The organism is Bacillus sp. ISL-4 (genome assembly GCF_018613275.1).
GTDB classification, from domain to species: Bacteria; Bacillota; Bacilli; order Bacillales; family DSM-1321; genus Peribacillus; species Peribacillus simplex_E.
The window spans coordinates 449,998-473,202 of sequence record NZ_JAGGQN010000012.1 but is presented as its reverse complement, the minus strand read 5'-3'; the positions used below and the strand labels follow the sequence as shown (position 1 = coordinate 473,202).

19 protein-coding genes are annotated in these 23,205 nt (G+C 32.2%); 11 read left to right on the top strand and 8 right to left on the bottom strand.

Annotation, left to right across the window (positions count from 1 at the left end):
* The first annotated feature begins 222 nt into the window (after window positions 1–222).
* From J7J00_RS11685 to J7J00_RS11675, 3 genes are all read left to right on the top strand, one after another.
* Window positions 223–843 carry a hypothetical protein gene (locus J7J00_RS11685; RefSeq protein WP_214790761.1) on the top strand — a complete coding sequence of 207 codons (621 nt, stop codon included), beginning with the start codon at window positions 223–225 and terminating at the stop codon, window positions 841–843.
* Window positions 844–1,156: 313 nt separating this feature from the next.
* Window positions 1,157–1,411 carry a hypothetical protein gene (locus tag J7J00_RS11680; RefSeq protein WP_214790759.1) on the top strand — a complete coding sequence of 85 codons (255 nt, stop codon included), beginning with the start codon at window positions 1,157–1,159 and terminating at the stop codon, window positions 1,409–1,411.
* Window positions 1,412–2,459: 1,048 nt separating this feature from the next.
* Window positions 2,460–2,747, top strand: a complete 288-nt coding sequence (locus tag J7J00_RS11675; protein ID WP_214790758.1) for a YolD-like family protein — start codon at window positions 2,460–2,462, stop codon at window positions 2,745–2,747.
* A 143-nt stretch (window positions 2,748–2,890) separates the two neighbouring features.
* Here the strand turns inward: J7J00_RS11675 and J7J00_RS11670 are convergent, their stop codons facing one another.
* The 3 genes from J7J00_RS11670 to J7J00_RS11660 all read right to left on the bottom strand — a co-directional run bounded on the left by J7J00_RS11670 (window position 2,891) and on the right by J7J00_RS11660 (window position 6,504).
* Window positions 2,891–3,139 carry a hypothetical protein gene (locus tag J7J00_RS11670; RefSeq protein WP_214790757.1) on the bottom strand — a complete coding sequence of 83 codons (249 nt, stop codon included), beginning with the start codon at window positions 3,137–3,139 and terminating at the stop codon, window positions 2,891–2,893.
* Between the two features lie 222 nt (window positions 3,140–3,361).
* Window positions 3,362–5,968 carry a heavy metal translocating P-type ATPase gene (locus J7J00_RS11665; protein ID WP_214790816.1) on the bottom strand — a complete coding sequence of 869 codons (2,607 nt, stop codon included), beginning with the start codon at window positions 5,966–5,968 and terminating at the stop codon, window positions 3,362–3,364.
* A 215-nt stretch (window positions 5,969–6,183) separates the two neighbouring features.
* Window positions 6,184–6,504, bottom strand: a complete 321-nt coding sequence (locus J7J00_RS11660; RefSeq protein WP_214790756.1) for an ArsR/SmtB family transcription factor — start codon at window positions 6,502–6,504, stop codon at window positions 6,184–6,186.
* 138 nt (window positions 6,505–6,642) lie between these two features.
* On the opposite strand from J7J00_RS11660, the gene J7J00_RS11655 reads away from it, so the two are divergent.
* From J7J00_RS11655 to J7J00_RS11640, 4 genes are all read left to right on the top strand, one after another.
* On the top strand, window positions 6,643–7,341 hold the full coding sequence (locus J7J00_RS11655) for a DsbA family protein (RefSeq protein ID WP_214790755.1): 699 nt from the start codon (window positions 6,643–6,645) through the stop codon (window positions 7,339–7,341).
* Window positions 7,341–7,775 carry a disulfide oxidoreductase gene (locus tag J7J00_RS11650; RefSeq protein WP_214790754.1) on the top strand — a complete coding sequence of 145 codons (435 nt, stop codon included), beginning with the start codon at window positions 7,341–7,343 and terminating at the stop codon, window positions 7,773–7,775. Before J7J00_RS11655 ends, J7J00_RS11650 begins: the two co-directional genes overlap by 1 nt.
* 181 nt (window positions 7,776–7,956) lie before the next feature.
* Window positions 7,957–8,502, top strand: a complete 546-nt coding sequence (locus J7J00_RS11645; protein WP_214790752.1) for a copper resistance CopC family protein — start codon at window positions 7,957–7,959, stop codon at window positions 8,500–8,502.
* Window positions 8,503–8,505: 3 nt separating this feature from the next.
* Window positions 8,506–9,603, top strand: a complete 1,098-nt coding sequence (locus tag J7J00_RS11640) for a copper resistance D family protein (RefSeq protein ID WP_214790750.1) — start codon at window positions 8,506–8,508, stop codon at window positions 9,601–9,603.
* A 647-nt stretch (window positions 9,604–10,250) separates the two neighbouring features.
* On the opposite strand, the gene J7J00_RS11635 is transcribed toward J7J00_RS11640, so the two are convergent.
* From J7J00_RS11635 to J7J00_RS11620, 4 genes are read right to left on the bottom strand one after another with little or no spacing between them, the layout of a single operon-like run.
* Window positions 10,251–11,867 (bottom strand): recombinase family protein, encoded by a 1,617-nt coding sequence (locus J7J00_RS11635; RefSeq protein WP_214790748.1) that lies wholly within the window; start codon window positions 11,865–11,867, stop codon window positions 10,251–10,253.
* Window positions 11,851–13,269: a recombinase family protein gene (locus tag J7J00_RS11630; protein WP_214790746.1), complete on the bottom strand. Its 1,419-nt coding sequence runs from the start codon at window positions 13,267–13,269 to the stop codon at window positions 11,851–11,853. Before J7J00_RS11630 ends, J7J00_RS11635 begins: the two co-directional genes overlap by 17 nt.
* A gap of 2 nt (window positions 13,270–13,271) precedes the next feature.
* Window positions 13,272–13,478, bottom strand: a complete 207-nt coding sequence (locus J7J00_RS11625; protein ID WP_214790744.1) for a hypothetical protein — start codon at window positions 13,476–13,478, stop codon at window positions 13,272–13,274.
* Window positions 13,479–13,506: 28 nt separating this feature from the next.
* Window positions 13,507–13,647 carry a hypothetical protein gene (locus J7J00_RS11620; protein ID WP_214790743.1) on the bottom strand — a complete coding sequence of 47 codons (141 nt, stop codon included), beginning with the start codon at window positions 13,645–13,647 and terminating at the stop codon, window positions 13,507–13,509.
* A 440-nt stretch (window positions 13,648–14,087) separates the two neighbouring features.
* On the opposite strand from J7J00_RS11620, the gene J7J00_RS11615 reads away from it, so the two are divergent.
* Complete coding sequence (locus tag J7J00_RS11615) at window positions 14,088–14,591, top strand: GIY-YIG nuclease family protein (protein ID WP_214790742.1); 504 nt, start codon at window positions 14,088–14,090, stop codon at window positions 14,589–14,591.
* A 56-nt stretch (window positions 14,592–14,647) separates the two neighbouring features.
* On the opposite strand, the gene J7J00_RS11610 is transcribed toward J7J00_RS11615, so the two are convergent.
* A complete protein-coding gene (locus tag J7J00_RS11610; RefSeq protein ID WP_053534681.1) occupies window positions 14,648–15,130 on the bottom strand; it encodes a DUF456 domain-containing protein in 483 nt (160 codons plus the stop codon).
* 537 nt (window positions 15,131–15,667) lie between these two features.
* Here J7J00_RS11610 and J7J00_RS11605 point away from each other — a divergent pair.
* The 3 genes from J7J00_RS11605 (at window position 15,668) to J7J00_RS11595 (ending at window position 23,020) form a co-directional block, all read left to right on the top strand.
* Window positions 15,668–16,312 carry an EcsC family protein gene (locus tag J7J00_RS11605; protein WP_286201293.1) on the top strand — a complete coding sequence of 215 codons (645 nt, stop codon included), beginning with the start codon at window positions 15,668–15,670 and terminating at the stop codon, window positions 16,310–16,312.
* 656 nt (window positions 16,313–16,968) lie between these two features.
* Window positions 16,969–18,786 carry an AAA family ATPase gene (locus tag J7J00_RS11600; protein ID WP_214790741.1) on the top strand — a complete coding sequence of 606 codons (1,818 nt, stop codon included), beginning with the start codon at window positions 16,969–16,971 and terminating at the stop codon, window positions 18,784–18,786.
* A gap of 505 nt (window positions 18,787–19,291) precedes the next feature.
* Window positions 19,292–23,020 (top strand): nSTAND3 domain-containing NTPase, encoded by a 3,729-nt coding sequence (locus J7J00_RS11595; RefSeq protein WP_214790740.1) that lies wholly within the window; start codon window positions 19,292–19,294, stop codon window positions 23,018–23,020.
* The last annotated feature ends 185 nt before the right edge of the window (window positions 23,021–23,205 follow it).

The window sequence follows — 23,205 nt, the reverse complement described above, 5'->3', positions numbered from 1 at the left end:
AATCGTTGAAACCTTCGTATAATTTTCCCACATAACTAAACGCCTCCTATAAAACGGATTATATCAACGTTCAATTAGTATGTGGAAAAAACAACAATCTATACGAAAACAGCCTTTAAAAAAAAGAAAAAAACAGGAATCCAAGTCTCCTGTGTAGTGCTATTACATTATTAAATTAGTAAGATGGTATATATATACTTCGTTGGAAAGGAAAGTTAATTAATGCTCCAAACTAAAAAAGGTAAAATAACACTAGCTATAGTAGGAGGCTTCTTGACTTGCTGGGTTTTATATCACAATTTAGGAATCGACGATTTAGTAGAAAAAAACAAGATATATTCTAGGGCAGAGGAATCTTTTTCTGATGGAGATTATTATTTGGCAGCAAACCGTTTTAAAATGATACCCGGATTTAGAGATTCTGACCAACAGCTTAAAGAGATTTATGCAATCGTCGCCAAAGACTGCACGGAATTTTTGACCCAAAGGAATATGGTAAAAGCCAAACAATGTTTTGAAATGGTGAAAGATGTTCCGGAATACTCCAAACAAGCTAATGTGGCTTTACAACAGATAGAAGCAAAACAAGGAGAAAAATTAAAAAATATAGAACCTTACGAGGGAATGATTTCCTCTAATATCAAATACTCTTCTTGGGGCCCGCCCACTGAAATTGAACGAGAAGTAAACTATGATTCTTTGCGTCCAGATCGACGCATCGAACATTATAAATGGATAGAAAAAGACGAACAGGGAAGGACCATAAGAATAAAAAGCTTATATGTTAAACAGGGTTTTGTTTTCGGTGAACCCATAATAAGCAATTACTATGTAGGTCAATAAGGTACATATATGTACCTCGAATAAAAGTATTATAGAAATTGATAAATCAAATGAAAAAGGTAGACGTTTGGCTATTTCAGGTAGAGTCTGTAGTATTGCAGGGATATGTTTTCAATTACTTCTAATTTTCCTTCTGATTTTGTCACTCAGTGTTTTTTCATTACTGATCCTGATGTGTCAATATAATTTCACTCATTAGTTAAACAACTTAATCCTTAATGAACTAACGTGTGCGTTAGCTAACGGGGCAGGATAGTTCAAGAGTAATATATACTAAAATAATGGTAGATGAAAAAGTAGGGAGTTCGAGGAAATGGATGAAATGATAGGTGGTGCATTTGTTTTTGTAACGGGAGTTATTTTTCTGTGGCTTGGTTTGTTTCAGTACAAGTGGTTATATAAGGGTATAAAGGAGGTTGAAGAAGGAAAAATCGATATTTTACCTTTTATAAGTAGTTATTGGTTCTGGCGGATTGTTTTAATCGGAATTGGTGTATTACTCATTTTTACAACTGGAAATTCATTCATTAGGTATGTCTTTAATGAACTAACGGGTGCGTTAGCTTAAGATCAGAGCTGTCTTTAAGGCAGCTTTTTCTTATGGAACTAAAGGGGCAGGTTAGTTGAATAAGAACTGGTCTAATTTGGAAACGAATAGTGCTAATTCAAAAACGGAACAGAAAGAAAAGTTTAATTATAGGAACAACACTGAAAATGTAAGAAATAGTATAGAACTAAATAAAAGTATTTAAGATTTTAACGAAACAGTGAGTAAAATGATTGTTGAAAGTTCTTTATTTCCGAGCAGTTTAACCTATAATAGTATAAGAATGTCGTTATTTATCGAAACAAAATAAAAGTTTGTTGCTAAATTTGAGGTTTTGAAATGGAAAATTTATTTCACTACATTTATTCTTGTGTTGGTATTTTAGTCGGTTTATATATTTTTATTACACGAAAAGAATCCAGAAAATCACTATTAATGCTTTTGTTGTCCATTATTGCGTTTTATAGTGCTTACATTTTTTATTTTGTAACTTACCCCTTCAATTTAATAGGCACATCATTAATACTCGTGCTTTGGGTTGTTATTCTTCAACTTGTTAAAAAATTCAATTCAGGAAAAGAGCAAGTATTCTGGTATGTTTGTATATGGTATGTGGCAATATATCATTTTTTACATTATATTTTCGACCCACTTGCTGAAAAAAATATATGGTATGCTGGAATATTTTTCATATATACGAATGTTGGATTAACTTCACTTGCAGTATATTATTTTATCTGGGTCTATAAGAAGAAGTAGTTGAATAAGTTACACATTTTAGGAGACCTTCAATACAAGTGCTTTACTCAATAAGGGAGTTGCATTGGCAGCTCTTTTTCTTATATTTGTGAAGGATTGTACTTAAACTAACGGGTGCGTTAGTTCCATAGGATGTACTAAAGAAGACCACTTATATAGGTGGTCTTCTTTTATTTGTTCAAAAATAAACAATGCCGTTTATTAAATATTGTTTCTTTGGCCTGAACTTATTTAGGGAAAGAGGAATTTTTTTGGGGTTTTATAAGAACCCTTGTTCGTATATAATAAATAAAAAGGAGGGATCTTTCTGATGGGTACGATTCGTGATAGAGGGATTATTAAATGGCAAGCAGCATTGTTGTTACCTGAACATAAGGCCTTGAATAAAAAAATGGGTGAGGAAGATAATTTCCTAAACAAAAAACCCGTCCTTGATGAATACCAGGTTGAAGAGTTTGAAAACAACATTCATTATGCAATGGAATATCATTTACCGATAATTTTTACATTGCATAACGAGGGACATCCACAAGAATTGCACGGGTATTGTGTACATACAACCTGTTACGAAAGAGTTACGCATTCAGAAGAAAGATAGTTCCTTTGAGTATATTCAGTTCGATGAGATTATTAGTGTGATTGTAGAAGAATAAAAGTAAATATTATTTAGTTTTAAATAAATAAAGCTCTTCAAAATTGAAGAACTTTTTAATATAGATTTTTTATAATTGACAGAAGTCCTTACATTTTGTTTCTAGCATAGATAATTTCAAAAGCTGAAGCCGGTAAGTCAATCAAGTCTTTTATTTCATCTTTAGTATGCTTGCCTGAAATAATCAATTTCTTCAATAACTTCTCTTTAGTGTCAATTTCTTTATCCATTTCCATATTGGAATCGTAATGGGCCATTTCAAAGCCGATGCCTTCTTTCCAATACTTCTCAGCCTCTTCTTTAGTCATACTTTGCCAAGTGTTTGGAACTTTAGACATAAGGCTATAACCTCCATTTTTAAGGAATTGAAGTGTTTTACTATATATTACCTCATTTACCTTTTCTTTATTCACGGGTTAAGAATAACCACCAAATGAATTTCATAGTCACTTTTGGTGAACGTAAAACCGAAAGGTAAATCTTTCTTATTTAAAACAAAGACACCTAATCATATGATGGGTGTCTTGTTCTGTGTTTAATAGAATGAATAATTATTGTGTTTATCCTTTAACTTTCAATAGGCGTAGTGCATTTAAAATTACAATTATGGCAGCACCTGTATCACTTAGAACAGCGATCCATAATGTTAACCATCCTGGGAAGATCAAAGCTAGTGCAATAAACTTTACAATTAAAGAAAACCAAATGTTTTGTTTAATAATTTGTAAAGCCTTTCTACTGAGCTTGATTGTGTGAGGCAGCTTTTCAAGATTATCAGCCATTAAAACAATATCAGCTGTTTCCATTGCTGTATCTGTTCCAGCACCACCCATTGCAATCCCCAAATCAGCTGTTGCAAGTGCTGGTGCATCATTTATGCCGTCACCAACCATTGCTACTTTATAACCTTCGTTTTTTAGTTGCTTAATAGAACTCACTTTATCTTCGGGCATTAATTCAGCAAAATAACGGTCAATAGGAGCTTCAGAGGCAATCATTTTAGCTGTGCCTTCATTATCGCCAGTCAACATTACGGTTTGATTAATCCCAATTTGTTTTAAACCATTTAAGGCAGTAACCGTTGTCTTACGTATAGTATCAGAGACTGCGATTATACCCATTATCTTTTGCTCCGTACCAATAATAACTACTGTTTTTCCTTGTCTTTGAAACTCTTCTGATTTTGTTTTTACATTGCCTAATGATACATTCACTTCTTCAAACAGTTTAAGATTGCCTGCATAATGAATAACTCCATCAATAGTAGCTTGAACCCCTTTACCAACGATGCTTTTAAACAACTGACCATTTTTTGATTGTATGCCCTTGCCTTTTGCATAGTTTACAATTGTTTTAGCAATTGGATGAGTTGAATAATTTTCTAATGTCAAAGCAACGGACAACAACTCGTCATTTGAAATGCCTAGAGCTTTTATTTCCGAAACTTTTGGCTTTCCTTCAGTCAATGTACCCGTTTTATCAAAAGCAATTGCATTAATAGATTCTGCTTTTTCTAAGAATGTTCCACCTTTAATTAAAACACCATTTTTAGCCGCATTTCCGATTGCTGAAACAATAGCTACAGGAGTCGATATAACCAATGCACAAGGACAGGCAACTACCAATAATTCAAGTCCTTTATAAAACCATTCTCCCCAATTCCCAAAGCCGAGAATAGGAGGTAGGACCATTACAACTAGGGCTAATACAAAGACAATGGGGGTATAGATAGTTGCAAATTTATCTACGAACGCTTGTGTAGGAGCTTTCTGTTCCTGTGCTTCTTCTACTAGGTGAATAATTTTCGAAATCGTTGTGTCTGCAACTAACTTGGTTACTTTAATTTCAAGAGAACCACTTTCATTTATAGTTCCTGCATAAACTGTATCACCAATTTCTTTATCAACTGGAATTGATTCTCCTGTAATTGGAGCTTGGTTTATACTGGATATACCCTGAATGATTTCTCCGTCTAATGGGATTTTGTCTCCGGGTTTAACAACAATAACTTGACCAATGGAAATCTCCTCAACAGGCTTTCTAACCAGTTCAGAGCCAGTAAGAACCCACGCTTCTGGTGGAGCTAAATCCATTAAATTTCGAATGGAATTTCTTGTTCTTTCTATAGAACGATTCTGCAAAGCTATCCCTACAGCAAATAACCAAACTACTGTTGCTCCTTCTAACCATTCACCAATCAAAGCAGCTCCAATTGCCGCAGCAGACATTAATACATTCATATCAAGTGAACGGCTTTTTATAGCGTAGTAAGCACTCTTCATAGGCTTATATCCACTCAACAAGATTGCTATCGCATATAACAAATTGCTCATTAAAGGTGAAACATCATTGTATGAACCAATAAACCCTAGAGCAATTAGAATCCCAGACAAGGTGATTAACCCTTTTCCATCTTTGTTTGTAGAAGTTTGGGTAGCCTTACTATTTCTCGAAACCAAAGACGATTTATAACCTATTTTAGCCACTTCGGACACGATATCTTCAACACTATTGTCGTGTTCAACCTTCATTTTCCCCGTAGAAAAATTCACACTAACATTTCTTACAGAAGGTAAAGTATTTAAATGGTTTTCGATACTTTTCGCACAGCTACCGCAATCCATTCCTTCGACGTTGTAAGTCCTCATATTTTGGTTTTGTTCTACTGATTCAAGCGTATAACCAAGGTTTTGAACGTGATCTTCAATTTGGTCAAACGAACCACTGTCTCCAACGACTTGTAGTTTTGCTGTGCTGTAGTTCACAGTTACATCTCTGATCCCTTTTAAAGCACTTAAACCTTTTTCTATGGTAACAGCACAAGCAGGGCAATCCATTCCGTGTACACGGTATACAACTTTTTCTCCAGAAGCGGAAGATGAAAGTGGGATGTCTGTTATATGTCCTTCAACCTTACTACTGCCGCAAGAGCTTTTTGCCTCATTAGGTATTTCTAAAGCGACAGAATCACTGCTACAGCAAGAGCTTTTTGCCTCATTAGGCTTTTCTAAAGCGACAGAATCACTGCTACAGCAAGAGCTTTTTGCCTCATTAGGCTTTTCTAAAGCGACAGAATCACTGCTACAGCAAGAGCTTTTTGCCTCATTAGGCTTTTCTAATGTGACAGAATCACTGCTACAGCAAGAGCTTTTTACTTCATTAGGTATTTCTAATGTGACAGAATCACTGCTACAGCAAGAGCTTTTTGCTTCATTAGACTTTTCTAAAGCGGCAGAATCACTGCTACAGCAAGAGCTCTTTGTTTCATTAGTATTTTGTAATGTTTTTGAAGTACTGCTACAACAGCTTTTATTTTCGTCTTTATAATTATTTTCTTTTCCTTTTGAATTACAACATTCATCGGCCAATGGATTTCACCACCTTAATCAATATGATTTTCACAACAAGCAATATCAGTATGCACTTCTTCGAATACCATATCGAACATTGTGAGTAGATCTCGTACTTGTTGATTTCGCAGGCTATATCTAATGTATTTACCTTCCTGTCTACCTACAATAAGTCTACAGCCTTTTAAACAAGCTAAATGTTGAGATATGTTTGATTGCTTACCCTTTATATCCTCCACAATCTCTGAAACTGTTTTTTCTTGTTCTTTAATTGACTCAAGAATTTGAATCCTCGTTTTATCTGAAAAACCACGTAGGAATTTAACCTTCATATCTAAATCAGTTTTAACCATAATAAACTTTTCCTCCAATCATATTAGACAGTACTAATATGTTCTGATATTATCATATTAGCAAGCACTAATTTGTGTGTCAAATTTCAAGAAAATTATAAAAAAATATTTGCATAATGCAGAAGAGGAGAGGTAAGGGTGGCAAAAAGTAAAAATTTAAAAAGTAAAGGCTCACCGTTTAAATTAATAGTAATCGCAACATTGCTGGTTTTTGCTGTATTGACAGCACTAGTTGTTATTAACAATTCGAACTCTAAAGCTGATAAAGATGCTACATATGATAAAATACCGCCTATTGAAGGGCAACCGACTTTAGGTAAGGCAGATGCTCCTGTAACAATAGTGGAATTTGGAGACTTTAAATGTCCTGCTTGTAAAGCGTGGGGAGAAAACATTTATCCTCAGTTAGTAAAGGACTATGTGGATACAGGGAAGGTTAAATTTTCTTTTATAAACGTGTTATTTCACGGCGAAGAATCTAAATTGGGTTCACTTGCTGCGGAGGCAGTTTATAAACAAAATCCTGATAGGTACTGGGAATTCCATAAAGCGTTATTTAAGGCACAGCCAAGTGAAAACCACGATGCATTATGGATTACAAGTGAGAAAATTAAAGAAGTTGCTGCAACAATACCCGACATTGACTTTAATACATTACAAGAAGATATGAAGAAACAATCAGTGGTGGAAGAAGTTAACAAAGACAATAAGTTGGTTGAGGAGTTTAAGGTGGAATCAACACCAAGCATAATGGTAAATGATACAATGCTTGAAGATCCTTTTGACTATGAGAAAGTTAAAAGCCTTATAGATAAAGAGCTAGAAGGTAAAGATTAATGAGCGATCTAAAAACAAAGCAACCGATATACTTATATGGGGCTTGGTTAGTGTCAGTAATAGCGACTCTCGGAAGCCTTTATTTTAGTGAAATACGTGGATTTACCCCGTGTGAACTTTGTTGGTATCAACGTATCCTTATGTACCCACTAGCTTTGATACTTGGAATAGGAACATTTCAAAATGATTCTTCCGTTAAACGGTTTGTTCTACCAATGGCTATAACAGGTTGGTTTATTTCCTCTTATCATTACTTGCTACAAAAAGTTCCCGGATTTGCACCAATAAAACCTTGTGCTAATGGAGTGCCTTGTAATGCCCAGTATATTAACTGGGGAGGTTTTATTACTATCCCATTTTTAGCATTTACAGCCTTCACTTTAATCATTATTTTTATGTTTCTCTTAAAAGCATCAAAGAATGAAACAAAATAAGAATTACACTATATTAGTCTACTAACGCTCTCGTTATTTAGAGGGCGTTTATTATAACTGCTTTTGTTTGGTAAGTTATTACGAGCTTGCTAATTTGTCAAAACTTATTCAAATACCCTTTTGAACGGTAATAAAAAAATTTGATTATATTTAAAGTGTTGCTACGATTTGGAGGATACATATGATTAAAAAATTATTGTTTATTACATTGTTCTTTTTTATTGGTTTTAACAACAACGCCTTCGCTCATACAGGCTTAGAAAGTTCTTCTCCTCAAGATGGAGAAATTGTCAAAAAGGACATCCAAGATATTACATTATCATTTGAAACAAAAGTAGAACAGGGGAGCACATTTCATATAACAGATTCCAATGGTAAAACAATACCTTTAGAAAATATCACTTTAAACGATAACGAAATGGTGGGGCCTTTACTAAAACCATTAGTGAATGGAACTTATCAAACAATGTTTAAAATTATTGGTGCAGATGGCCATCAAATAGAAGGGCAGTATTCTTTCTCTGTTGATATTCCCAAAAAACTAACACAATCTGAGCAAGATCAAACCCAAAAAGAAGAACCTAAAGAGGAAGAAAACAAAAAAGCAATGGAGAACAAAGAAGATGAACAAAAAAAATTGCCATCGTATCTGATTCCTTCGGTTATTGCAGTTTTGATTATTATTGGATTGGGAAGTTTGTTGATGTTAATGAGGAGGAAGGAATAACTAATGTTAATCGTCGGAATGATAGGTGAAGTATTATTATATCTTTGCTTTTCTCTTATAATAGGGAGCTTAATCCTACATCTTGTCCCAAATTCTAAACGTCCTGATATTTTTGTTCCTAAAGGAGCATTACTGACGGCTGTAGGGGGAATAGCTATCTTTTCATTTATTCCTGTCCTTCAATTGGTTTTACACCTCTATCAAGATATAGGTGTAGGACAAACGTTCCAATCAGTTCTATTTACCTTCGAAGTGGGGAAAGCGTGGATTTTCACCTATCTTGTTTCTAATTTATTATTCATTTTTATCGTTTGGTTTGATTATAAGAAGAAACCTCTATACGCAATTATAGGAATGCTTTTTACCTTGATTCTAATCTTAGCTTTAGGGTGGGCAAGTCACGCAAGTTCCCTTGAAGGGTGGAAAGGATCATTAACACATACTTCACATTTTATTGCAGTTTCCGTTTGGGTAGGGATCTTTCTTGTTGTGGGGTGGTTTTCAAAAGACCATTCCAATTGGCTGAACTTTTTAAGATGGTTTAGCCCTGTTGCGATTACTTGCTTAACAGTAACTATTATCACAGGAATAATACTAATGACATTTGTAGTTGATATAAAAGACTATGTAAATGCTTGGTTACTTTCTTATGGTCAAACTCTATTAATCAAGCATTTGTTAATAATCCCTTTATTAGCTTATGCAATAATCAATAGTATTCTAATTAGAAAGAAACTTAGAACTAATACGTCATTTAACCCAAAACCTTGGGCAAGAGTGGAAAGTATAGTAATCTTGCTTATCTTTTCTGCGACGGCAGCATTAGGACAGCAATCACCACCTCACGATATTGTTACAACTGTTAAAAGTGAAGGGGCTTCTAAACTATTTACAACACTATACCAAGGTTCCTTTAACCCTGATATGGTTGTGGATTTCAGTTTTAATGCAACAAGTGCAATCCTTATTGTTTTAGCCATCCTTTTTTTAGCTTTAACAATATTTTCATTTATCAAGAAAACATCTACATTGGTATCATTCTTTATGAGTATTCTATTCGTGTTCTCAAGCTATTTATCCTTGATATTAAGTATTAAGTGAGAACTGTGAATGAAGGGTGAAGTTAAATTATTAATGCCACTTTCTACAGGCTGTTCCTCTATTGATCACTCCAAAGCGGAGTAAGTGAAAGAGGCGAAAATAAACAGTCTCTGACCTCTGACTACAAAAGATATAGAAAATTATTGAATAGCCAAGGAAAGTTTCGTAATAAGAATCTTTCAAGAGTTTTACTTGCAATCATACAAAGCCTATCCATAGTCAAAGCAATGAAAAGCTATTTAAATCTGTCTGGGATGGTGAATACCTGTTATATAGGAGTAATACGGAACATTTCAGGTTAAAGGAACTTAAAGTATCAAATGTTCCATTATAATTAATGGGAGGATATAAAACTCTCATTTCGTTGTATATCTTTCGGTAATGTGAGCATAATGTTAAAAAGGATTTCGGTAAAGTGCTTATCTAGGGATCCCTCGATAAGCACTTTACCGAAAAAAAGGCCCACGAAAAGCTTGGTATCAAAGGGTTTCTAGATCTTTCACAAAAAAATAACAAGGGTAATATAGAATGTTTCGGTAATATAAGCAGTATGGACGAAAACATTTCGGTAATGTAAGTAGTATATTTTTAAGGAGATTGCCCCATAAAAAAACTGTTGTTAAAACAACAGTTTAACTAGTCTTACGTTATTTAAAGGAATCCATTATCGATTCAATGTCAATATATGGGCTTAAACGATACTCAATAGCACAATGATCTCGTTTGAAATCACAAACGATTTTCTTGATAGCTAAAAGAATAATGGATCGTTTTTCTTCATTACTATATTGTTGCACATTTAGTGTATAACGGTCGATCAACTCTAAAGTCATCTGATCTTCTAATAAACAATCAATTTGTATAAGGACCTTATTGTAAAGAAGTTTGTTTTCCTCTTTTAATTTAAGTTGTAATTTAAAAGCTTGCAGAAATTCTTCGTAATATTCCATCACTGGATTTAGTAATTGTATTTTATACCGGAGATTTTCAATATCTTTTTTTAAAGATTGAACTTCTTTATTGCATAGCTTTTTCCAAGTTGCTGAAATCTCTTTAAACATAGTTTTATTCGCTTTTAATTCTCTGGACCAACGTAAGGTAAAATCATTAATTATTTTTTGGTGAAGGACATCCTTTTGGATTTTATATTTACAATTAGGGCAAAAATAAATGGATCCATCTTTTTTTGATTTGGCGGATGTTTGATTTTTTGTATTTAATTCTTCCGCACAATCACTGCAAAATATAATATTTCTTAATATAAAGGGGCTATCCATTCGATCCTTATTCTTTGAATTTCTAAAGTTTTGAGTGATTTCCCAAAGTGCAGGACCTATTAAGGCTTGATGATGGTCTGAAAACAATGAGGCTTCTTCCAGAGGTTTTTTTTTGCTATCAGAGTAACTTGTACGGGCAAACCACACCAAGTCTCCCTTATACCATAAATTGTTTAATAAATATCTAATAGTTGAATCATTCCAATGGCTATATCCAGATGGAGAAGGTACATTGGAGCTTTCAAGTAATTTTGCAATTTTCCTTTCACTATATCCAAAACTATATAAATAGAAAATAAATTGGACAATGGAAGCAGCTTCATTCGGTATTAACTCATCTTCACCGTCTATTCCCGATTTGGAATATCCATATGGCACACGAGTTTTGGGGCGATTGGGCTTACCATTAACGGGTTTATTAATTACATTGACGTGATATTTGGCCGCAGTATAAGACTTTTTCTGGGATTCATCATAATCTAGTGAAAGTCGCATTTGAACTAAAGGATTATTTTCATCCCACTCAACCTCCATTTTTGTGGAAAATAACTTGAGTTCCGGCTTTTTTTGTCTAATTGGCAAAATAAAGTCTAAATAGAAATCTGCAATCAATCTAGTTACTCGTGATTCATCATAGAATATAACTGTATTTGCATTTGGATTTCCTAAAATGAATTCTTTCATTTCATTCATTTTTTCACGTTTATTAGCATTGTTATGAAAAGCAGAGGTTGCTGCCTCAACAAATATAACAACTACAGAAAACCCCAGTGATTTAGCTTTGATTGTTATTTCCCTTTCTTGTATAGAAAGAGAGAACCCTTTAGTTTGCTTTTCATCTGACCAACGTATGTATCCGGTAGCTAGTTTTACCGGATCTTTATACATATGCCAAGGTAACTCTACTATTTCAAGTTCTGGTCTTTCTTCTTCAGTAACCAAATATATACCATTAACGTTATAAATATATTTATGCAGGAAACTCATCTAATTCATCCTTCCCCTCTATATATTTCCCAAATGTAGTGTGGTAGATCAGAGTATTAGAACTTACTTCGATTTTTGAAATGAGAAGATTTACCAAGTGGTTAATTTGATAGTTTTGCAACTCATTTGTAAGGCTATCTATTACAACTTCAACAAAAGAATTGATTCCGATCCTTGTATCTGTGATTTTGATTAATATTGTGTGAATTTTTTTCATTTCTTCTTTGAGAGATTTTGATTGCTGACCTAATTTTTTTAACTTTGATATTTGTTGAGATCCAACTAACTTTGTAATTTCTTCGTGAACTGATATTAGAGTATTTTGCAATAAAGTAACTTCTTGCTTGTGTTTTTTTTCTAAGTTGTATAAATGGGTGAATACGTCCTTTTTAATTTCATTAACTGAAATTTTATTAAGTACATATTTGAGGTGTTCAGAGATTAATTGATCATACTGAGAGACCCCAATTTCAATTCTAGGATGTTTTTTGGAACAGACATAGTATCCGCTTTCCCCTAATTTGGTGGAGCGGAAATTCATAGGTGTTTTACAAATACTACATACCGGAACTTTCAATCCTTTATTATGAGAAAATGATAGGGCCGTTTGTACTTCCTGCTCACACTTCGATAAAACTTCCTCTACTTTTAAAAAAACTTCTAGAGAAATGATAGGGGAAACGTGCGGTAGAGCCACATATTCATTCTGAATCTTTATGTGACCCGAATAAAAAGGATTTTTTAGAAAGCTTAGTATTTTCTTATGGTCCTTAAAAAGCTTTTTATATTTGATGAATTCTTCCAGCAGCTCATCAGCAGAATTGATGTTTATCACAGAAAAAATAAAGGATTTTAATTCAGTTTCCACATTAGGGTTAGGTATATATTTCTTGTTGTATTTCTCCCCTATTATATTAAAACCGAATATTGAACCAGGATACTGTAATCTTGTTAGAGTGGTACGTTGAGAAATATTCCGGCCATCGAACTGGGGGAAAATACCGTATAGTGCTTCTATTGACAATACCTTTGAAAATTGTGCTTGACTATAATCTGTGAAGATGAGATTCACATTGTATCTATATAATATTTTTACAAGATCAACGTATTCATAGAAATTACGAGCCAAGCGGTCCCTATTTTGTACAAGGACTGTTTTTATCCTCCCTTTTTTGATTTCTATTAAAAGATTTTGAAATTGCGGCCGATTTTCAGAAGATAGTTTATTTGCAGATACATTATTATCGATAAACCTTAGTACCATTTCAGTATTAATATTATTACGAGATAGGTAAATATCAGCTAAACTTATCTGTTTTTCAATGTCTTGGTTTCCGGTTGAAACTCTGCAATATATACCGATATATTCTTGATATAATTCTTTAACATCTATGTACGACATATTTACCCCTTATCCATAAAATCCTTATTATTAAGTAGGAATGAGCCTTTCATAAAGGGTGTAAGTTCTAATTGGTCTATGACGATTTTTTCAACCAATCTTTTAAAAAAATAAATTGACTCTTCCTCATTATCTTCTTTAAAAGAAACCTTTACTACGGGTTTATGAGACATTGCTTTCATCCTTTCATCAAGTAATAATATAATCATTGACGAAAGGATAAAAACTTATACTATATCATTCCTCTTGTTCTTCTAAATCTAGCTCCAGTTGATAAACGCTTGAAATATCTGTATTTTTGCCGTGTGGCTTTATAAAGATCTTTGGTTCACTTGCCGGTGTCTTCAATTCTTTCATTAACTGATATAAATCAGTCATCTATTACAACCCCTTCCTTAAGAAAATAATTTGAGAAACGCTCGATAATTTGTTTGGAGATTCCAACATTCTCACAGTTTTCATATATATAGTTGATCCATTCCGTTTCTTTACAATCCTTTTCCAATATTAAAATCCCTCATTACAACAGTTATTTTTATACGAAGTGATTATATTCTTTGTAGTTTCGAAAAAACAATATGAAAGAAAAGTTTTTTTCAATTGATATATATTTTTATATTTAAAGCAAAGGTGTTAAAGCATATCTAAAAATATAGTTAAGTATCACAAACGTTTGAAAGGTTTTATATACTATTTAAGTGGAGTAGAAATAACATAACACGACCATTCCAGAGGACGTAGATGTCCCTTTTAGGGGCAAGGCGAAGCTTTGAAGCAAATATAGATATGAATTAGTAAAAGTACCTGGATTTGAGGACTTGGAACATAGGCTGGTCATTAAGTGGGCGGGGGGTGCCCAGGGATGGTGTGTCAAAATAGATACATTTGCTAATGAGGTTGTTCAATTACTGCCCAAAGGGTTTGTAAGAGATTTCCCTGGTTATTTGGTTATCAATATATCTTTCCGTGAACTACAGGGCATAGTTAATGATCCTAACGCTAATGCGATTTGGCATAAAATGCTTTCTTCAGTTGGGGCTGTCTACCTGATTGTCGATACAAAAGAAGGGAAGCAATATGTTGGGTCCGCCTCCGAAAAAGAGGGTTTGCTCGGAAGGTGGAAAGAATACGCGATTAATGGTCACGGAAATAATACAAAATTAAAAGAGCTGATTGAAGCTGACCCGAAACGAATACATACATTCAAATATACGATACTTCAGACTTTACCAAGAACACTAACCCAAAATGAAGTTCTTAGAGAAGAAGGCAAATATAAAGATAAACTTGGAACAAGAGCTTATGGCTTAAACTTAAATTAAATAGAAAAAGCTGACTGTTGAAAGTCAGCTTTTTCTTAATGTGGCCGTTGAAAAATTTAAAAAATTACCGCTAAAATAAACCAAACAATCATCAATAATTGAATTAATATTTTGGCTAAACTGCCGCCTAAAAAACCGATGATAGTTGCAAACCCAACTTTAGTAGCCTTCATTATATCTTTTTGAATGATTAATTCCGAAACGAGGACTGCTAAAAATGGTACGAGAATTATTCCAAAAGGAGGAAAGACAAATGAACCAACAATCGTGGCAATAGCTGCTATTGTCTCGGAAGTTTTTGACCCCCCATACTTTTTAACAAAATAACTGTTTGCGATAATGTCGGCCGCGATTAATACACCGCTCAACACAACCATACTGATCCAGAACCATAACGATAACTCATCAGGATTAATGAGGAATTGATAAACTGCAAATCCTCCCCAAATGGCAACTACCGAAGGAATAATAGGATAGATAATTCCTACAAAACTTAAAGCAAATAAGACGATCGTTAATCCCCACCATAAAATATCCAATAAAACTCCACCTTTTCATACTTGCGTATCATTTATCTACTAAATTATATTTCTATTTAGTGACAAAAACCATTTATTCTTTTTTGTATATAAAAAGAAGCAGACTTAAGACTTCAACTTTTTTTACACTCATTTAATGCGGTTACACCAGTTTGAATTTATGAAACAAAATTGTGATGATTGTGGAGGAAGAGGGTATTAAAGAAGACATAGTTTTATTATCCATCTGGCCTATTCAAAAATCGTAAATAAGTAAACTAAAATCTGAACCTTAATGGTTTGGCCTTTTTTATGGTCAAATTTTTAAAATAATATGGCTTAAGTTCATCAGGGTACATAGTTCCAATGCATACCTATATCAGTTTTGTCTGTGCCATTATAGAGAGACTATAAAGTTATAACGGTATTGCGAATTGGTGAGTTGCAAATTAATTATGATATTTGATGGTGTTAAAGTATAATATTACCATCAACGAGTGGAAGAAAGGTGAGGGTAAAGTGGCAAGGGAGAAAAAATCTATAACGCACGATACAATAATGAAAGCACTAGATTGGTCATATGATAAAGCGGTTAACGGAGGTATCCCCGGAATGGATACTGCCATAGAGTTAGCAGATAATTACTTGCAAAAAAGTGGAACATTAGATGAAAAAGTTAAAGCTTTAATTCTTTGGCAAAATACAAAAAGTGCCACAAGTGGTTTTTTATCAGGAGTAGGTGGAGTCATTACGTTACCAATTGCCATCCCAGCGAATATAGCTAGTGTAATCTTGGTACAAGTTAGAATGGTAGCGGCTATTGCTCATATGGGAGGATATAATTTAAAAGATGATCAAGTAAAGTCTTTTGTTTATGCTTGTTTAGCAGGAAATGGGGCTAAAGATATTCTTAAAAATGCAGGAATCCAAATTGGGAAAAAGCTTGCATTCACCGGTATAAAAAGAATACCTTTTGAGGTTATAAAAAAGATAAACCAAGCAGTAGGATTCCGTCTATTGACGAAATTCGGAGAAAAGGGAGTTATTAACTTAGGGAAGATGGTCCCTTTGGCAGGAGGTTTAATTGGTGGAACGGTTGATGCACTGTCTACAAACACTATAGGGAAAGTAGCTCATAAGCTTTTTATTACAGAGTCATCTGCCAATGCTAAAGAAGAGCCGGTTATTATTGAAATGAAGTAGCAGTAGTTAGGGCAAATAGATTGAACTAAAAATAGAAGCTTATCTATAAAGATAAGCTTTTATATGTAGATTATTATAATAAATGAATTCTACGATTGTAAGTATTCCCTATAGATATTAAAATAAAAAATATTATTGTGATTAAAAATGGACTTGGAAAATAATTTCCAAGTCCATTTATTTTCCTTCTATTGACGGTATTTCTACTATCATATCGTATTTTTTATATGGAACTGTTGAATCATTTAATGTGGGTCCTGGTGCCTCCAATTCAATAAGATCTATTTGTCCTGCATCATTTTTCTCTAGAGTTTTAATGATCTTATTTCTATTACGATGTTCAGTAATAGTTACTTTTGCACCTTGAATTGGATCGCTCTGATGTTTTCCATTTAGTTATGTGTATTTAAACCACTAAAATATATTAGTGGTTCTTTTTTATCAGGAAATTTAAATCATAATTCAATTAATAAGCGATATATGCTATGATTTACATAGTTTACCAAAATAATAAGTACTATTGTTGATAGGAGGAATATAGATAACCTAAACTCAAGAGATTAGTTGAATATTATTACCTATTTTTAATGATATAAAGTTTTTACGACTTTGGTAATGTATTCAATATTATTGCTATTAAAAACGGAGGGGTTTTTTTGAAATTAAAAAGTGTAAAAATCCGTAACTTTAGGGGTTACAAAAATGAAACTACAATTGAATTTAATGAACTTACCGCATTTATAGGAAAAAATGATGCTGGAAAATCAACAATCTTAGAGGCACTAGAAATATTCTTCAATAATTCAACAGTTGTATGTGAAAGAGAAGATCTAAGTGTTGATGCAACTGATACAAATATTGAAATTACTTGTACTTTTGAAGATTTACCTGGAATTATCACACTAGATACTTCTTCTGAAACCACACTTCATAATGAGTTTCTATTAAATTTAAATAATGAACTTGAAATAAAAAAAGTTTTCTCAGCTACTGCTGCTAAGCCTAAATCAAAAACATACATAATATGTAATCACCCTACTGCGGAAGGTTATAATAATTTATTAGAATTAAAAAGAGCTGAATTAAAAAAAATAGCCCGTCAATTAAATATCGATTCTAGCGAATACAATGCTTCAAATAACGCTAGTATGAGAAAGCGAATATGGGAACATTCCGATAACTTAAATTTACAACTTCGTGAGTTAATAGTGGATAAAGAAGACTCAAAGAAAATTTATGAATCTCTAGAACAATTTTTACCTTTATATTCTTTATTCCAATCTGATAGATCTAGTAAAGATGATGATAAAGAAGTAACCGATCCTATGAAAATAGCTATTCAACAAGCATTAAGAGATTTAACCCCAGAAATTGAAAAAATAAAAGAAGAGGTTCAAAAAAGGGCGTTAGAAACAGCTGAACGAACTTTAGCTAAATTAAAAGAAATGGATAGTGAGCTAGCATCTTCTTTAACTCCTGATTTTAAATCTGAACCAAAATTCGATTCGCTATTTAAATTAAGTATTCAATCTGATCAAGGTATTTCAATAAATAAACGTGGAAGTGGAGTAAGAAGACTCATTTTATTAAACTTCTTTAGAGCGGAAGTTGAAAGAAGAATTAATGAAAGTTCATCCAAAAATGTTATTTTTGCTTTTGAAGAACCAGAGACATCCCAACATCCCAAACACCAAGAAATGCTAATAAATTCATTTTTACAATTAGCATTCAATACAAATTCTCAAGTAGTCTTAACAACACATACACCAGCATTAGCTGGACTACTTCCATTGGAAAGTCTACGATTTGTAACTAAAGAGAATGGTGTTCGTCTAGTGAAATCCCAAGATGAATCTGTATATGAAGAAATTTCAAATGCATTGGGGTTATTGCCGGACCCTATTTCAAAATCAACTAGAGCAGTTTTATTATTGGAAGGTCAAGGTGATGTTATTTTTATTCGTCATTTATGCAATAAATTAAAGGAAGGAGGGGTTATACCATCAACTCTTGAAGAATCAGGATTTGCCTTTATTCCTACTGGTGGTTGTGGAAATTTAAAAGCGTGGAAAACATTAAAATTAGTTGATCAATTCAACGTTCCTTGGTGTGTATTACTAGATTCAGACAACCCCACTCCAGAAGCTCAAAAAAATATTGATACGCAATTACACTTACATCAAACAGGTATCAAAGCCTATTTAACTCGGAAAAGAGAACCTGAAAACTACATCCACCGTGACTGTTTTGGTGTAGAGTTTGAATACTCCGATTTAGATGATGTTAAAGTTATTGCAAATCAGCACACCTCAGTTGCTAAAGGTAAAATACTTGAACATTTTTGGCCTAAAATGACTTTTGAGCAAATTAGGGAGATGGAACAATATACACTCGAAGGCGGTTTAATTCATTATGAATTTACTGAAATGATTACTGATTTTCTTTCTTTAGTAAAACAACCGGCTTTAAATTAATCTCAATGTAATTAATACGAAATGAATCCATCTCTTTACTGTGGGATTCATTTCGTGTTTTTTAATTTATTGTCAATTCAAAACTCTATGAAATAAACAATTTTCAACAAACTTAAATCAGAACAACTTAATTGGTTATCTGATAAAGAAGCTAAAAGTAAGGAATCAAGGGCAAAAGGCGGAGCTTTTATGTGGCCGTCTGCATTTTATTATGGACAGCATCTATTATGACAGAAGAGTGTTGTATCGAGCTGATTAATAAATACATAAATTAATTTAGCATATCACCCAAAACCAAAATGTTGATAAACCCACCAACATCCAGTTTGTTGCCAATTACAACCCACACATATTGTTTGTGGTTCAGAAGGTTTAGATGAGATAAAAAACAAACCAAGTTTATATAAGTTAATTAGCACAGGAATTGGTATAATTAACTAAAATGTTATCCTTCAATTTATTAAGAACTAATGTATGTGAAAATAATGAATAGAAAGGAAATCTAATGAGTAGACTTCAAACAATTGAAAATAGACTTATGGAAATAAATGAAACAGTTTTTCAAGAGTTATGCGATACCTATTTAATTTTGCGTAATTCAAATTATGCATCTTTTGCAAGGACAGGAAGTCAAACAGGAAAACAAAAGACTACTAAGGGGACCCCAGATTCATTTTTTTTATTACCGGATGGAAAATATATGTTTGTTGAATATTCTACAAACATATCAGCAGGGATAAAAAAATTAAAAGAGGACATCGAAAAGTGTCTTAATCAAGAGAAAACTGGTATAGCCTTAGACAATATTAAAGAAATTGTATTGTGTATGAATTTTAATTTAAATAGTGGAAGTGTAAATCAAATAAATTCTTTAATAGAAAACAAGGATATTACATTAACGTTGATTACTTTGGATTTACTGGCTCTGGAATTACACTTACAACATCGTGATTTAGTCCATCAATATTTAGATTTAGCATTTGATACAGGCCAGATAGTTTCACTGGAATTATTTATTGAAGAATATACTAAAGCTTCAAATGGCATAGCGACACCGTTAGATAATTCTTTTTTACACAGAGAAGAAGAAAAGATCGAGTTGAAAAATGCAATACATACTTCTGATTTTGTGATATTAAACGGTGCTGCAGGTGTGGGGAAAACAAAATTAGCCATAGAAACAATAAGAGAATTATTAATAGAGCATACCCACTATAAAGCCTACTGTATATCGTATAAAAATTGTGATTTGTTACAAGACTTATATGATTATTTTAATCCTAATAAAGATTATATTTTATTTGTTGATGATGCAAATAGGATAGATGCTTTTAATCAGATATTAGGCTTTTATAAGGTCGCTAGGAAAGGAAAATTAAAAATTGTTATTACTGTAAGAGATTATGCTTTGAATGAGATAAAAAATTTATGCAATAACTTATCGAAAACGGAATTGTATGTTGAAAAACTTAATGAGGAACATATAGTAGATATAATAAAAGCAGAACCTTTTAACATTTTAAATGAAAAATATCAAAATGAAATAATAGCAATTGCAGATGGTAATCCTAGATTAGCTATAATGGCGGCATTAATAGCAATTGAAAAACAGGATTTGTCTGTACTACATAATGTTTCTGAGCTTTTTGAGAAATACTTTACAACTTTTATTAACGATAAAATAAATATAAATAAATTCACCATCCAGTGTTTGGGAATAATTTCGTTTTTTCATACGCTACCTTATAAAAATAGACAATTACTAGAACTCATAATAAATGAATTTGACATCAATTATTATGAATTAGTAGAGACAATAGAAAAACTTGAAAAATGGGAATTGGTAGAAATAAAGTTTGATTATGTGAAGGTACCTGAACAAAATATCTCGAATTACTTTTTCTATTTGGCTTTTATTGATAAAGATTATTTATCTTTTGGACTCCTGCTTGAAAATTTTTATGCTACAAACGCAGAACGCTTTAAAGAGTGTGTAATTGCTGCAAACAATTCGTTTGGAGCAGAAAAAGTAATGGAGAAAGTAAGGCCATCACTTATAAATTATTTAAATAGTAAAGTAAGCCCTGAGCAAAGTTTGGAATTCTTAAAAGTTTTTTGGTTTTATTTACAAAATGAAGCACTAGAATATTTATATGAAAAAATAATTGCATTGCCCGATGTAAATGTTCAAGAATACAATACATCTTATGAACAAAATCAATTTGCTTATAATAAAAATGATGTAATTGAGTTAATAGGGAATTATTTTAAATTTATCCCAACGGAATTAAAAAGCAGCATTGAACTAAGTTTTGAATTTGTTAGAAAACAACCCCAACATTTACCGGAGTTAATAAACAAAATTCGTGAAACCTTTTCATTTGAAATGGAAGATGAACGCTATGGTTATTACAGACAGCTAACATTGTTCGAGTTATTAATAAATGGAGTAAAGAGAGGAGATACTTTATATTCTGTAGCATTTTATGAATTAGCTAAAACTTTTCTCAAATTTACTTTTGAAGTTGTCAAGGCTGCAAGAGGGGATAAAATCACATTTTATAAATATAAATTACCTAATATAGAAAAATTGAAATCGTTTAGAAAACATATATGGGATAGTGTAAATAGTTATTTCGACATAAATAATATAATGAGTTTAGATTTATTATTAACTTATTGTGAAGAGTATACGGAGAATAAAGATATTGTTTCTTTTGACAAAGGGTATATCCTAATTTTAATTGAGAAGCATTTAGATCCGGAAGTTTTTCAACATTGTTTATTTGTACAAAAATATTCAAAGTTTTTAAACAGAAATTCTATAACTGATCCTAGTATAGATACACTAAAAGCAAAGTATAGTAACGAACTTTATGAAATGTATTTAAGAATCGATTGGGAAAGAATTCGTGATGAAGATATGTATGATTTTGATGATTTTAGAGAGTACGAGGACTTAAAGGAGCAAGAAATTCGGAAATCGTTCGAGTTTCAAGCAACAGTAGAAGTTATGGATTTCTTTGAAAAATATCTGTACCTAATTGGTTTTATAAATAATACTTGGAATCAAAATAGGGTATTGGATATTATTGTTGATGAAAATTTCAAGAACAATAGTCCAATCGGACACGCACTACTTGAATTAATAATTGAGAGAAATAGTGATTTAAATTATGTGCCTTATTTAGTGTTTAATAATCATTTAAATAAATCGGATCTAGTAAAAGAATTTCTGAATCTACTAGAAAAAAAATCATTCACTTGCAGATTAAAATGGGTACTTTCTTTTTATGAAAACATAGACCAGTCATATTTGGAAATAGATGGAGTTAATCGATTTATTGAACTCATAAAGACTATAGATGAAACTGTATATATTTATTTAGGAAAGTTAACACATCTCAAAAATATAAAAGAAAATTTTTATGACCTTCTATTGGAAACAGTCACTATAGAAAATAGAGAAAGAAATAATAAAGTACGAATTGAATGTAGAGACGATTCTCTGCTCTTATATCTGGATTCTATTAATAATATTGAAACTATAAAGGAAATGTATATTCAACAATTTTTATTGGATTCCTATTTTGATTATAAGGGTAAAGTATTGAAGTATATCTTGAGTAAAGATCCAGATTATTTACTTAAATTTACTAAATTTACAAACAAACTTTATTCCGAAGAAGATAGGAATTTCAAAAAACGAAATGGATTAGGGTTTATATGGGATATAGAATATATAGAGAATTCTTTAGAAAAGATATTTGATTTCACTTTAGAAAAAGAACTTTACTTTGGTAGTACAGAGCATTTTTGTAATGTGTTTTTTGATGGTATAGATAGTCAAAATATAGAACGGGCTAGAGGATTTATTTTGGAGTATATAAAAAAGAATCATCAAAATATCAAAAAGATGAACGGAATTATGGATATTATTCATAATACTAGAAATGAATGGTTCAAAGATGTAATTAAAACTTTTATAAGCCATAATCAAGACTTGCAATTATTCTCCAAAATTTGGTGGCTAGAAAGAAGTAGAAGTTTTAATGGAGATCAGTTGATGAGCGATTTAGAGGCTACTGATTGGAGACAAATCTTAGATATAATAAATGGAATCGACTTAGGAATAAAATTAATACCTATAAAAAAATACGTAGCAACCAGAATAGAACAATTAAGGCAAAGTGCAGAAGATGAAAGGAAACATAGGTTTTTAAGGAGAAATTAGGAATTATACTTGAAAAGACCACTTTCTTTTTTTTGACCCACAAAAAGCGACGTGGTTATAGAGTCTGTAAGCTTATCCTGCACAAAAACAATTTAGTCGTGAGGCTTAGTCTATTCAAATGTTACGGCTAAAGATAAATCAAGGAGTCTCTATAAGATGTATCATTCCTAAGTTTTGTCTTTCAG

Excerpts from the sequence above, each read along its gene's own strand:
- J7J00_RS11685 (WP_214790761.1), top strand. The coding sequence starts at position 223 with ATGCTCCAAACTAAAAAAGGTAAAATAACACTAGCTATAGTAGGAGGC.
- J7J00_RS11680 (WP_214790759.1), top strand. The coding sequence starts at position 1,157 with ATGGATGAAATGATAGGTGGTGCATTTGTTTTTGTAACGGGAGTTATT.
- J7J00_RS11675 (WP_214790758.1), top strand. The coding sequence starts at position 2,460 with ATGGGTACGATTCGTGATAGAGGGATTATTAAATGGCAAGCAGCATTG.
- J7J00_RS11670 (WP_214790757.1), bottom strand. The coding sequence starts at position 3,139 with ATGTCTAAAGTTCCAAACACTTGGCAAAGTATGACTAAAGAAGAGGCT.
- J7J00_RS11660 (WP_214790756.1), bottom strand. The coding sequence starts at position 6,504 with ATGGTTAAAACTGATTTAGATATGAAGGTTAAATTCCTACGTGGTTTT.
- J7J00_RS11650 (WP_214790754.1), top strand. The coding sequence starts at position 7,341 with ATGAGCGATCTAAAAACAAAGCAACCGATATACTTATATGGGGCTTGG.
- J7J00_RS11645 (WP_214790752.1), top strand. The coding sequence starts at position 7,957 with ATGATTAAAAAATTATTGTTTATTACATTGTTCTTTTTTATTGGTTTT.
- J7J00_RS11640 (WP_214790750.1), top strand. The coding sequence starts at position 8,506 with ATGTTAATCGTCGGAATGATAGGTGAAGTATTATTATATCTTTGCTTT.
- J7J00_RS11635 (WP_214790748.1), bottom strand. The coding sequence starts at position 11,867 with ATGAGTTTCCTGCATAAATATATTTATAACGTTAATGGTATATATTTG.
- J7J00_RS11630 (WP_214790746.1), bottom strand. The coding sequence starts at position 13,269 with ATGTCGTACATAGATGTTAAAGAATTATATCAAGAATATATCGGTATA.
- J7J00_RS11625 (WP_214790744.1), bottom strand. The coding sequence starts at position 13,478 with ATGATTATATTATTACTTGATGAAAGGATGAAAGCAATGTCTCATAAA.
- J7J00_RS11620 (WP_214790743.1), bottom strand. The coding sequence starts at position 13,647 with ATGACTGATTTATATCAGTTAATGAAAGAATTGAAGACACCGGCAAGT.
- J7J00_RS11605 (WP_286201293.1), top strand. The coding sequence starts at position 15,668 with ATGAAAGCACTAGATTGGTCATATGATAAAGCGGTTAACGGAGGTATC.
- J7J00_RS11595 (WP_214790740.1), top strand. The coding sequence starts at position 19,292 with ATGAGTAGACTTCAAACAATTGAAAATAGACTTATGGAAATAAATGAA.